The 12,446-nt window shown below is 31.0% G+C and carries 14 protein-coding genes; 7 read left to right on the top strand and 7 right to left on the bottom strand.

Annotation, left to right across the window (positions count from 1 at the left end; genetic code table 11):
* A partial coding sequence (locus HMPREF3125_RS02045) for an Ig-like domain-containing protein (RefSeq protein WP_176745271.1) occupies nt 1-1,107 on the top strand: 1,107 nt, incomplete at its 5' end.
* Between the two features lie 98 nt (nt 1,108-1,205).
* On the opposite strand, the gene HMPREF3125_RS02040 is transcribed toward HMPREF3125_RS02045, so the two are convergent.
* Both HMPREF3125_RS02040 and HMPREF3125_RS02035 read right to left on the bottom strand, forming a co-directional pair.
* Nucleotides 1,206-1,565: a DUF1304 domain-containing protein gene (locus tag HMPREF3125_RS02040; protein ID WP_070451606.1), complete on the bottom strand. Its 360-nt coding sequence runs from the start codon at nt 1,563-1,565 to the stop codon at nt 1,206-1,208.
* 154 nt (nt 1,566-1,719) lie between these two features.
* Complete coding sequence (locus tag HMPREF3125_RS02035) at nt 1,720-1,920, bottom strand: cold-shock protein (RefSeq protein ID WP_002450876.1); 201 nt, start codon at nt 1,918-1,920, stop codon at nt 1,720-1,722.
* Between the two features lie 373 nt (nt 1,921-2,293).
* Between HMPREF3125_RS02035 and HMPREF3125_RS02030 the strand changes: the two genes are divergently transcribed.
* The 4 genes from HMPREF3125_RS02030 to HMPREF3125_RS02015 all read left to right on the top strand — a co-directional run bounded on the left by HMPREF3125_RS02030 (nt 2,294) and on the right by HMPREF3125_RS02015 (nt 6,214).
* Nucleotides 2,294-3,316: a methionine ABC transporter ATP-binding protein gene (locus tag HMPREF3125_RS02030; protein WP_017638304.1), complete on the top strand. Its 1,023-nt coding sequence runs from the start codon at nt 2,294-2,296 to the stop codon at nt 3,314-3,316.
* Between the two features lie 4 nt (nt 3,317-3,320).
* Nucleotides 3,321-3,980 (top strand): methionine ABC transporter permease, encoded by a 660-nt coding sequence (locus HMPREF3125_RS02025; protein WP_070451604.1) that lies wholly within the window; start codon nt 3,321-3,323, stop codon nt 3,978-3,980.
* Nucleotides 3,981-4,018: 38 nt separating this feature from the next.
* Nucleotides 4,019-4,861, top strand: coding sequence for a dipeptide ABC transporter glycylmethionine-binding lipoprotein (gmpC, locus tag HMPREF3125_RS02020; protein WP_070451603.1), 843 nt, complete (start codon nt 4,019-4,021; stop codon nt 4,859-4,861).
* Between the two features lie 348 nt (nt 4,862-5,209).
* On the top strand, nt 5,210-6,214 hold the full coding sequence (locus tag HMPREF3125_RS02015) for a LysM peptidoglycan-binding domain-containing protein (protein ID WP_017638307.1): 1,005 nt from the start codon (nt 5,210-5,212) through the stop codon (nt 6,212-6,214).
* 185 nt (nt 6,215-6,399) lie between these two features.
* On the opposite strand, the gene HMPREF3125_RS02010 is transcribed toward HMPREF3125_RS02015, so the two are convergent.
* Nucleotides 6,400-7,908 (bottom strand): glycosyltransferase, encoded by a 1,509-nt coding sequence (locus tag HMPREF3125_RS02010; protein ID WP_029056565.1) that lies wholly within the window; start codon nt 7,906-7,908, stop codon nt 6,400-6,402.
* Between the two features lie 227 nt (nt 7,909-8,135).
* On the bottom strand, nt 8,136-8,420 hold the full coding sequence (locus HMPREF3125_RS02005; protein WP_017638309.1) for a hypothetical protein: 285 nt from the start codon (nt 8,418-8,420) through the stop codon (nt 8,136-8,138).
* 163 nt (nt 8,421-8,583) lie between these two features.
* Between HMPREF3125_RS02005 and HMPREF3125_RS02000 the strand changes: the two genes are divergently transcribed.
* Together HMPREF3125_RS02000 and HMPREF3125_RS01995 are read left to right on the top strand one after the other, a co-directional pair.
* On the top strand, nt 8,584-8,970 hold the full coding sequence (locus HMPREF3125_RS02000; protein WP_070451601.1) for an NUDIX hydrolase: 387 nt from the start codon (nt 8,584-8,586) through the stop codon (nt 8,968-8,970).
* 12 nt (nt 8,971-8,982) lie between these two features.
* Nucleotides 8,983-9,447 carry a GNAT family N-acetyltransferase gene (locus HMPREF3125_RS01995; protein ID WP_070451599.1) on the top strand — a complete coding sequence of 155 codons (465 nt, stop codon included), beginning with the start codon at nt 8,983-8,985 and terminating at the stop codon, nt 9,445-9,447.
* A gap of 58 nt (nt 9,448-9,505) precedes the next feature.
* On the opposite strand, the gene HMPREF3125_RS01990 is transcribed toward HMPREF3125_RS01995, so the two are convergent.
* The 3 genes from HMPREF3125_RS01990 to gltC all read right to left on the bottom strand — a co-directional run bounded on the left by HMPREF3125_RS01990 (nt 9,506) and on the right by gltC (nt 12,405).
* Nucleotides 9,506-10,279: a YibE/F family protein gene (locus tag HMPREF3125_RS01990; protein ID WP_070451597.1), complete on the bottom strand. Its 774-nt coding sequence runs from the start codon at nt 10,277-10,279 to the stop codon at nt 9,506-9,508.
* Nucleotides 10,276-11,388, bottom strand: coding sequence for a YibE/F family protein (locus HMPREF3125_RS01985; protein ID WP_070451595.1), 1,113 nt, complete (start codon nt 11,386-11,388; stop codon nt 10,276-10,278). The genes HMPREF3125_RS01990 and HMPREF3125_RS01985 overlap by 4 nt, the downstream gene beginning before the upstream one ends.
* A gap of 141 nt (nt 11,389-11,529) precedes the next feature.
* The gene (gene gltC / locus HMPREF3125_RS01980) at nt 11,530-12,405 is read right to left on the bottom strand and encodes a glutamate biosynthesis transcriptional regulator GltC (protein WP_017638314.1); all 876 of its coding nucleotides are present in this window, start codon (nt 12,403-12,405) and stop codon (nt 11,530-11,532) included.
* Between the last annotated feature and the right edge of the window lie 41 nt (nt 12,406-12,446).

Below are 12,446 nucleotides of genomic sequence, written 5' to 3'. Positions count from 1 at the left end.
CCAGTTACAGCAACAGACAAAGATGGCAACACGTCAGAGCCAGCAACAACAGTGGTAACAGATACAACAGCACCAGATACACCAACAATCAATCCAGTGACAAGTGATGATACACAAATCACAGGTAAAGCCGAGCCAAACTCAAGAGTGACAGTGACGTTCCCAGATGGAACAACAGCAACTGGAATTGCCGATGAAAATGGTAATTATGTGATTGACATTCCAGCCAATGAAGATCTAAAAGGCGGAGAAAAATTACCAGTTACAGCAACAGACAAAGATGGCAACACTTCTGAAAAAGCATCAACTGTTGTCAAAGATACAACAGCACCAGAAGCACCAACTGTTAATCCTGTTCATAAAGGCGATAAAACAATCACAGGAACAGCAGAACCAGGTTCAACAGTAACAGTAACGTTCCCAGATGGAAGAACTGCAAGTGGTACAGCAGATAAAAATGGTAATTATGTGATAAATATTCCTACTGGTGAAGAACTAAATGGTGGAGATCATATCGGAGTAACAGCAACGGATGCAGACGGTAATATCTCACCATCTACTGATGGAACAGTTATTGATAACAGTAAACCAGTCGACCCAAATCAACCAACAGAGCCAACAAAACCAGTCGACCCAACAAATCCAAATCATACAAAACAACCGACAGATTCTGATGATTCAACAAATCCTAGTCAGCCGGCTGAACCGAAAGAAACAAAAGATTCAACTCAACCAACAGCACCGTCAAATGATAGTAAATCAACATCATCAACTCGTGCATATGGAAGCAATAAAGCAACCCATAATTCAGTTCAACGAGATACTGAAGAACAAGCACAAACAGATAACAACAGCGAAGTAACTAATTCTAACCAAAATAATGGTAGTAAAGTAGTAGATATGAATGGACAACAAGTAGAAAAATCAACGAAATCATCAACAAACAAAGATAAAGATCAAGGTAAAGGTCAGAGTGAACTACCTGAAACAGGACAAGATGTAGTTAATAAAGGAACGTTGTTCGGTACATTATTAGCCGGACTAGGTGCACTATTCTTATTCTTCAAACGTCGTAGAGAAGATGAAGACGAAGAAGAAAATAAATAATAAAATGAAATATTGATATCACAAGGCTCATTCCATTTTTGGAATGGCCTTTTATTATAAAAAAACCGTTAAATCGAGTTTCGATTTAACGGAAATAATTAAAAAATTAATGATAAGAGAGCTAGAATTGGTAATAGACCTTGTTTAATAATGATAGACTTTTGACTTGTTAAACTACCATAGATTGCAACTATAATCATATATACAAGAATACATATAATGAGTTCTCTAGGATGATTACTAAAAAATGTCGCATAAATTACGAAAAGACCGAGAAGTCCATTATAAATACCTTGATTTTTCATTAATGTATTTAAATTTTTATCTTCTAATGCAGATTGACTCATTTTAAAAGTTTGACTAGTTTTTTTAGAGCTTGTCATAAATGTTTGAAGTATCATAATAAAGATAAACTCAATTGCTACAAGTAGTATCAAAATAATTGAGAGTAAACTCAAAGTTAAATCATTCCTTTATGTATTAATAGTTATAAAAAATGTAAAAGATATAGATATACTTTCTAATAATAATAGATGTATAAGAAGACTGACTAGTATTTTATTAAATTTAAGCAAAAAAAAAGCAACCATTAAGGTTGCTTTGAAAATGTTATTACATTTTTACGACATTAGCTGCTTGTTCTCCACGATCGCCTTCAACGATGTCGAATTCAACTTTTTGTCCTTCTTCTAATGATTTGTATCCTTCTTCAGCGATTGCTGAGAAATGTACGAATACGTCGCTTCCATCTTCTCTTTCGATGAAACCAAAACCTTTTTCTGAATTAAACCATTTAACTGTACCGTTATTCATATCGAATACCTCCGTGTGCTTTTGCACTAAATATTTGTAACAAATTTCATTAATCAAAAGAGTATATTCTAAACAAATAAACTTCAATCAAATTCACGACCTTTTATTACGTTAGATTAACTATACACCCATAAACTATATAAGTAAAGTAAGAATTATAATTAATGTTAATTATTGATAGATAATCGGTATAGATGAAATGGGGTTGTTGTTGAAAACTGTTAATTATTATGGAACATCTAAAACAAAGAAGTTAAAATAATTGCTATTTTTAGAAAAATCAGAAAATGGTGTTGACTAGATCACGCCCTTACAATATAATGCAAATATTCAGATAATAATTATCGGGATTAAAACAGGAGGAGGGTTATGATTGATTGAATTTAACAATGTAAATAAAGTATTTCATAAAAAGAAAGAAAAGATACATGCATTGAAAAATATATCATTCACGATTAATCAATATGATATTTTCGGTGTCATAGGGTATAGTGGCGCAGGTAAAAGTACCTTAGTTAGATTAGTGAATCAATTAGAACATGCTACTGATGGACAAGTAATCGTTGATGGACATGAAATTAATACATATAAGGAAAGAGAATTACGTAAAGTTAAAAAAGATATCGGTATGATATTCCAACATTTTAATTTATTGAATTCTAAAACAGTCTTTAAAAATGTAGCAATGCCCTTAATTTTAAGCGGAAAAGATAAAAAAGAAATTCAAGAAAGAGTGGATTCCATATTAAAATTTGTTGGTTTAAGTGATAAAAAGAATCAATTTCCTGATGAATTATCGGGTGGACAGAAACAAAGAGTTGCCATTGCTCGTGCCCTAATAACTAATCCTAAAGTGTTGTTATGTGATGAAGCAACAAGTGCACTTGATCCTGCTACAACCAATTCAATATTAAACTTATTGAGTAATGTAAATAAAACATTTGGCGTAACAGTGATGATGATCACACATGATATGAGTGTTATACAAAAAATTTGTAATAGAGTAGCAGTTATGGAAAATGGCGAAGTAGTTGAGATAGGTGACGTTAAAGAAGTATTTAGCAATCCTAAAACCAAGACCGCTCATAACTTTGTAACTACTGTAGTCAATATGGAACCTTCTAAATCACTCATAGATTCTTTTAATCGTTATAAAAATGAAAGTGATATTGATTTAAAATTATTTATTGATCAAGAACAAATTGAATATCCTTTATTAAATGAAATGATAAACAACTATCATTTAAATGTGAATGTCTTGTTTTCATCTATGTCTGAAATACAAGGAGATACGGTTTGCTATATGTGGATTCGTATCAAAAAAGATGAAAATTACAAGAAATTTAATCTTAATTCATTTTTTGAAAATAACAAAATACATTATGAGGAGGTTTAGATAAATGTTTGGTTCTAGTTTAGATTCATCACAATTAATGCAAGCACTATATGAAACACTTTATATGGTTACAGTAGCATTGGTAATTGGCGCATTAATCGGCATACCACTAGGTGTATTACTAGTTATTACTAGGAAAAATGGGATTTGGCCCAATGCGATTTTACATCAAATACTTAACCCCATCATAAATATATTAAGATCTATACCTTTTATTATTTTACTAATTGCAATTATACCTTTTACCAAAATGTTGGTAGGTACTTCTATAGGTACGACTGCTGCAATTGTTCCTTTAACAGTGTATGTTGCACCTTATATTGCAAGACTTGTAGAAAACTCATTATTAGAAGTAGATGATGGTATCATAGAGGCCGCAAAAGCAATGGGAGCGTCTCCTATACAAATTATCCGTTATTTCCTACTTCCAGAAGCATTAGGATCACTTATTTTAGCAATTACAACTGCCATTATAGGCTTAATAGGAAGCACAGCAATGGCTGGAGATGTTGGTGGCGGAGGTATAGGTGATTTAGCACTTGTATATGGTTACCAACGTTTCGATACAATCGTCATCGTCATAACTGTAGTTGTATTAATTATAATTGTACAAATTATTCAATCACTCGGTAATTTTATTTCACGTAAAATTAGAAGAAATTAAAATCTATTTATTTCCATGATATAGGAGGCGTAAACAATATGAAGAAAATTTTAGGAGTAATTATTTTAGCGGTATTAGTATTATCTGCTTGTGGTGGGAAGAACGGCAAACAAGTTACAGTTGGTGTAGCATCTAATGACACTAAAGCATGGGAAAAAGTGAAAGAACTAGCTAAAAAAGATGGTATCGATGTACAAATCAAGCATTTTTCTGATTATAATGTTCCGAATAAAGCATTAAGTGATGGAGACATCGATATGAATGCCTTTCAACATTTTGCGTTTTTAGATCAATATAAGAAAGCACATAAAGATGCCAAAATCTCAGCAATGAGTACAACGGTATTAGCACCTTTAGGTATTTATTCAGATAAGATAAAAGATATAAAAGATGTGAAAAAAGGAGCTCAAGTAGTTATACCAAATGACGTATCAAATCAAGCACGTGCACTTAAATTATTAGAATCAGCAGGCTTAATTAAATTGAAAAAGGATTTTGGTTTAAATGGCACTACAAAAGATATAGTTGATAACCCTAAAAATTTAAAAATTAAAGCAGTCGATGCACAGCAAACTGCACGCGCATTATCAGATGTAGATATATCAGTTATTAATAATGGTGTGGCGACAAAAGCAGGAAAGAATCCAAAGAAAGATCCAATTTATTTAGAAGATCAGAATTCTGATGCAGTACAACCGTACATTAATATTATTGCAGTTAATTCAAAAGACATAGATAATAAAACTTACAAAAAAATAGTTAAGTTATATCATTCAAAAGAAGCTCAAAAAGCATTGAAAGAAGATACTAAAGATGGCGAAAAACCTGTAGATTTATCTCAAAAAGAAATTAAAGATATTGAAAAAGAACTAAAAGAATAATGATTAGTCTTACATCGAGATAGTAAGAAGTATACATTTTCAAATTGTTAGAAACTATAACAAAAATGTATTTGCCTTACTTTCTCGATGTTTATTTTATGAAAGCAAATAATTTTAAAAGTAACATTATGAAAAACAAAATGTAATTTGTAACTTTAAAGTGTAAAGAGGAAATGTGCAATTTATATAGTAGAAATGTATTTTATGTAAGAATCAATTTGATAATATTATTATATTTGTAATCATAATGTCATGAAATACAAATATCATATACATATAAAACAAGTATAATAGATATTGTATAAATAATCCGAGATATAAATAGAGTATTTTAGGAGGAATAAGTAATTGAATAAAAAAATTATTGCTGCAATCGTTGGAACTAGTGCAGTAAGCGCTATTGCAGCAACGCAAGCCGATGCAGCAACAACGACACATAAAGTTAAAAGTGGAGAGTCACTCTGGTCTATATCGAATAAATATGGTGTTTCCGTTTCGAAATTAAAATCATTAAATGGAATGACATCTAATATAATATTTCCAAATCAAGTTTTAAAATTATCGGGATCAACTAGTAGTACGAGCAAACCAAGTAATTCAACTTCAACAAGTAGTTCATCTACTTATACAGTTAAAGCAGGAGATACATTATCTTCAATTGCTTCTAAGTATGGAACGAGCTATCAAAACATAATGAAATTGAATGGTTTGAATAGCTTTACTATTCATCCTGGACAAAAATTAAAAGTATCAGGAAAAGCTACTAGTACAAGTAAGCCAAGTAGCTCAACAACTACAAGTGGTAGTTCATCAACGTATACAGTTAAAGCAGGAGATTCATTATCTTCAATTGCGGCTAAATATAACACATCTTATCAAAAAATTATGAGTTTAAATGGGATGTCTAACTTCTTTATTTACCCTGGACAAAAGTTAAAAGTAACAGGAAGTGCTACTGCATCTAACACTGGTTCTAGTAATGCAAGTGCAAGTAATAATGGTTATAAAACACCTGTTTTCAATCATCAAAACTTATATACATGGGGACAATGTACTTATCATGTATTTAACCGTCGTGCTCAAATCGGTAAAGGTATTAGTACATATTGGTGGAACGCTAACAATTGGGATAACGCAGCAGCAGCTGATGGTTACACAATTGATGGTAAACCAACTGTTGGTTCAATCGCACAAAGTGATGCAGGATATTATGGTCATGTAGCATTTGTAGAACGTGTTAACAGTGATGGTAGTATTTTAATTTCAGAAATGAATTGGGCTGCTAAACCTGGAATTGTAACATATAGAACAATTCCATCATATCAAGTAAGCTCATATCGATACATTCACTAATAAATAGATATAACAATTGACTACTGATTAAGTTAATTAACTTTTTCAGTAGTTTTATTTTTTATTCATATAAATTGGATACGTGAAATTAGAAGTAATGACTATTGTAGAGAATTCAATCAATTATATTATTCACAAATAAAACATCCACCTCACCTTTGAATAGGTAAGATGGATGTTTAGCATTAAATTACATTTAAATGTTCAAGCAATTGCTTATAGTTATTTACTGCTGATGAATAATAAAGTTTTTCATTATTTTTAACATTTGTTAATGGATGTTCGATAATTTGAGTCATATATTCAGCCAACTGATTAATATTGTTGGCTTCTACTAAGTAACCGTTTTGACCATGGTCAATAATTTCATTCGGACCGTATCTAACATCGTACGAAACAACTGGACAACCCATTGAAATACTTTCCATAATCGTTAAACCAAATCCTTCGTAGCTACTTGTTAAGAGAGATGCTTTAGATTTTTTGAATTCTGCTAATGGATTCGATGTATATTTGTGAATACTCACTTTGTCATTTAACTGATATGTTTCAATTAAATCATCCATCATTGCTCTTTGATTATCCACATCTCTACCGAAAAGCGCCAATTTGGTCTGATGACCACTTTTAAGAAATTCATTATAAGCTTTGAGTAAGTGATCTAATTGTTTTTCTTTACTGAATCTACCTATAAACACGAAGCGGTCTTCTTTTTCATCGTCTTTAGTTGGCTCTTTAGCTGTAGTATCCTCAATAAAATGTGGTATAAGTGTAAATTGGTTATCTGCAATATCGTACATTTGTTGAATATCTTCTTTTTGCTGCTGAGTCAAAACGATAAATTTTTCTACATTTTCTTTATGTTCAAAGGCGTATTTAAATGATTTTTTAATTTTTTCACCAGATAAGTGTGAACTATGCAGAACTAATATGTTTCGTGTTTGATGTGATTGGGAGAGTAGCGGATCGTCTAAAAGTCTAGCATCGCAGAATACGATATCATCATCATTGAATTTATGTTCAAAATAGTATTTTGCAAAAGCTTTGTCGTCAGAGAAAGTTTCATAGACTTCTCCGTTTTTAAGTAATTTAACAAGATTCACACTATTTTTATCATTATCTTTAAAATGACGTTCACAGTACATTTCACCGTCAGGGTAAAACATCATTTCCTGGCTTTTCTTTTTTGAACCGTCAAAATAGTGAAGTACTCTATGTAAATAACCATAAGAGTTGTATTCATGACGCATTGTTTTCATACCTGTTTCTGGAGAGATAACATCTTCGTAATGTAATATTGAGTTGTTAGAAAAATATTTTCTAAAACGTACTAATTGATGATTTTTGTCATAATATTTAATTTCATGATTTTGAGGATTTTTTTCAGCTTTAAGACCAGAAATACGTTTTGATACTTTGTTATATTTTGGTTTCTTTAAAATTTTGGTCTTTGGAACATCATAAATTTTGAAGTTTGTTAACCATTCATAAATATTTTCAAATTCTATATTATCTGTAACTTTATGATCTTCTAAAAATTTTTTATAAATATTGGGATAGTTTCTATTATAATTCGTCGTCAAAATTTTAGTCGGTACATTAAATTCTTCATCGATTAACTTTATTCTTCTTAATAAGGCTTGTGTTCTACCACCATGTGAGGGAGGTAAAGTGGACGTGACTGTATAAATCATGTTGCAAGCTCCTTTCGGTAGTATCTATAGATTATTATAAAATGATAAATCCAACATTATTCAATTTTGAATTATTGTCATAGTAAGATTTTTAATGAAAATTACAAATATTTTGATAAATAGTTGGTTAAAATGAAATGTGAAAAATAGGAAGACGTTAGTTTGATGATATGAATGAATATAGCCTAAGACACCAATGTCCTAGGCTACTAAAAATTTATTTGTGTTTATTTGAAATCATCTGAGTATTCGTTTTTAACTTTTCTAAAGCTAGTAAATAAACGTGTACCATTAATTGCAAAAGATACTAAAGCGTTTAATTTACGGAATTTACTAGCAGATTTAATTGATACATAAAAGTCTATGATTGTTCCTAATGCACTTAAACCTAATGATAAATAAACAAGTTGTTTATTTTTAGCATCATATCTAATACCATTATATCCATCAACAATAAAGCCTGCGATTCCAAATAAATTTGATAAACGTGTTGTACTTGATTTTGTTGCCATGATTTTACCTCCAATGTAATTGGTTTGATATACTGATTACCCATATTTTATTAATTATACACTAAAAATTATAAAATGATGAAACAAACCTTTAGTGGAATTATGATAACATAATACTAAATATATTTTGAATTTTAAAATATTGGAAAAGGGAGTTAATTACATGATTAAGTGTGTTTGTTTAGTTGAAGAAACAAAAGATCAAATTTTACTTGTACAAGTGCGTCATCGTGAAAAATATTATTTCCCGGGTGGTAAAATTGATGAAGGAGAAACACAATTAGAAGCACTTATCAGAGAACTTAAAGAAGAATTAAATCTTCATCTTTCAGATAGTGAGTTATCATATATAGGCACAGTAGTAGGTGAAGCTTATCCGCAGGAAAATATGCTTACAGAACTAAACGGATATCGTGCTACCACAGCGATCAATTGGGATAATATACATACAGATAATGAGATTACTGATATTAAGTGGATTAATAAAGATAATGTTGATATGATTGCACCTGCCGTTTTAAAATGGATTAATGAAATGTCTGCAGAGTAAATAGGTGAGAATATGAATATATTGAAATATAAAGATAAATATTATGATGCAGTAAAATCAATAGAATTATTAGATGATGATTTACGATTTGCTAAACCACCATTAGATAACTTAGCATCTGCAAAGACAAATGGAAATAGACATCCTACCCTAGTGATGGAAGGGCAGCAATGTTTGGCTTTCTTTACTTTACACGAAGGTGACGGTCCAGAATCGTATTCATCTAATCCTAATGCGATTTTCTTTAGATCATTTGTTGTAGATGCTCGTTATCGTGGTAAAGGCATTGGTAAATATGTAATACAACAACTTGATCAGTATATTAAAGAAGTATATCCACATATTAATGAAATTGTTTTAGTTGTAAATACTGATAATCCAAAAGCGAAATATATATATGAACAAGCTGGCTATCGACATACAGGTAAATCTACAATGATAGGTAAACCTGTTTATGTTATGTCACATACAATTTAAAAAGCAGAACGTAGATAAGAATGATGAAGCATGTTTCATTCCTACGTTCTGCTTTGTTTTATTGTTTTGTATTTGGCTGATTTATTTTTCTTTTAATTAAAAATGCAGTTATCCATGCGGTGATAGGGATACTTATAGCAACAGCGATACCACCGAATAGGATTGAGATAAATTCTTGTGCAAATATTTTTGAATTAATGATATGACCGAATGAATAATTGAGTTTGAAGAACCAGAAAAACAAAGTCAACTGACCGCCAAAATAGGCCAAGTATATTGTGTTTGCAGATGTGGCTAAAATTTCTCTACCTACACGCATCCCTGATTGGAATAATTGATGTTGACTTAAATTTGGGTTCGTCTCATTGAGTTCGTACATAGGTGAACTAATGGTTATGGCTAGGTCGATCACTGCAGCTATCACTGCTAAAACGATAGTAAATATCATGAATTGGACCATGTTGATGCCAATGTTCATTGAGTATACATATGTTTCGTCTTGTTGTTCTGTAGCGAAACCTTGTAAATGACCAACATTTACTGAGATGTATATGGCTAAAATTAAAATTACTGTCGTTACAAGTGTGCCTATAAAGGCGGCTTGTGTTTTAACGTCGTAACCGTTTAAGATGAATAAATTACATGCAGCTACAACGATACAAAATATAATTGTCGTGAGATAGATAGGGACTCCAAAGATAATCATTAAGATGCTAATAATGAGTACAATAAAGTTTAAGAATAATGTAGCAAATGATATTAATCCTTTTTTACCACCAAAAATAATCATTAATATTAATAATAAGAGACTTAATATAGTAATAGCACTCATCGTTGATGCCCCCTTACTTTAAACCATAATTCCATTAGAGCAATCGTAATTGGAATCGTTAAGACAATACCAATACCACCTATTAGAGCGCGGGCAACTTCTAATGACCAATTCATAGAAATAGTATAAGTAATGGTATTAGCATTTTTTAAATAAATAAGGAATATAGGCAAACTACCAGCTAAATAGGAAAATAATAAAATATTTGTCATTGTTCCCATAATATCTTGCCCAATGTTTCTTCCAGCAAGAGCCCATCTTTTCATACTAATTTGTGGTGTGCGTTGGAGTATTTCATTCATACCACTAGCAATAGTGATAGCAACATCCATCACAGCTCCTAGTGAACCAATTAACACAGAAGCTAAAAATACATCTTTAGGTGGTAATGTTAGGAAACTCATCGTTTCATATTTAATACCGTTGCCATGTGTCATACGAATGACTAGCTCAGCAATACCTATACAAAGGAAGGTTCCGGCTAATGTTGAGATAATAGTGATAAGTGTACGCATTCGCCATCCAATAACGAGTAATAGAGTGAGCGTTGTCGATACAATCATAGCTATTACCATTAATAAGAATAGACTAGTGCTACCTATTTGATTATGAATGTATATGGCTCCTAATACTGCTATTGAATTTAATATGAGTGACAGAATGGATTGCAAGCCAACTTGTCTACCTACTAATAGTATAGTAATAAGGAAAACACCGGTTATAAGGAGGACAAGACTATCACGCTTTTTTTCAATAATATAAGCATCATTCGGTTTTTTAGAGATATGTAATAAAACTTTATCGTTTTTAGAAAAACGTTCTGAATCAGCCTGTGACTTAACATAGTCGTTAGTAATCGTTGATTTAGCGCCTTCAAATTTACCATTCAAAATTTGGATAGTAAGTCGATCTTTATATTTGATATCTTTGTTATGCTGTTCGTCAGTCACATGTTGTGTATTGACTCTTTGTACATCTGTAACTTTACCTATAGGCATTTGATAGAACTTTTCGTTAAATAACGTAAAGATAAATAATCCTATAAAAAGGAAGATGAATATCATAACGATCCAATAAAATTTATTTTTGAAAAAGGCATGGAATTGCATTCAATAACCCTCAATTCTACAGTTGAAATAATAGAATGATTATACGATTATTTGATTTATATTTCAAAAATTAACGTAGCCTTTAATTTTTAAGGCTATAAAAGTTGTCTATTTAAATTAGTTCATTTGATGATTTCATATTTAATGATATGTAGATGTTTTGTTGAATAAGGTTTTTATTGTTTGTAATGCTATTGGTAAATCTGGTTTGAGATTTTCCTTTTTAGCAATAACGCAAATTGTACGCTTTAATTCCGTATGACTAAGTGATACCTTAGTCCATTGGTTTGACTGTTTATCTAATGAAATCGTTTGGGGGGTAATAACTACACCTCTTTCATTCTTTAAAAGATATTGTGCTAATTGTATATCTGTAATCGTACGGATTGAAGATGACAATTTATCTTTAATAGACTCTGGTAATGCTGTTAGACAGTATACATTTTCTTGTTGTAATTGTTGTAATTGTGGTTGTAACGCGAATGTAATTGGATTGTTTTTGTTTGAATATAAGTAATAGTGTTCTTCAAATAAAGGCGTCATAATTAGGTTTGTATGATGCTTGATTTGATCGGTTAATTCAACAATGCCAATATCTATTTCTCCCGCTAAAACACCTTCTAAAATAGTTTCATCCTCGCTTAAGTCTGGAAAAATAAGACTTTCTGTTTGCTGTTCAAATGTTTGGACAAGTCGTCCTAGTATATTGGAAACGTCACTTTCACTATAGGATAAATAAATACTTTGATTACTCAATATATTTTGATGCTGAAATAATTGAACAGTTTTATCAAACTGATCCAAAATTTTAGTTGCCTCTTCTAGTAATTGTTTGCCCTCAGTTGTTAATAAAATATTTCGACCTCTTCTTTTAAATAAAGAGACGTGTAGTTCCTTTTCTAATTGGGTTATTTGGCGGCTTATAGCTGATTGAGCAATGTTTAATTCTAGTGCAGCTTCTGAAATATGTTCGCGTCGAGCGACTTCTACAAAATATTTAAGTTGTTTTATTTCCATGATTAAACCCCTCGCTTTAACAATCCATGCTTCTTGATTAC

Source organism: Staphylococcus sp. HMSC13A10, from assembly GCF_001808005.1.
Classification (GTDB): domain Bacteria; phylum Bacillota; class Bacilli; order Staphylococcales; family Staphylococcaceae; genus Staphylococcus; species Staphylococcus pasteuri.
Note: the sequence above shows the minus strand (reverse complement) of the source record. Positions and strands in the feature narration are given on the sequence as shown.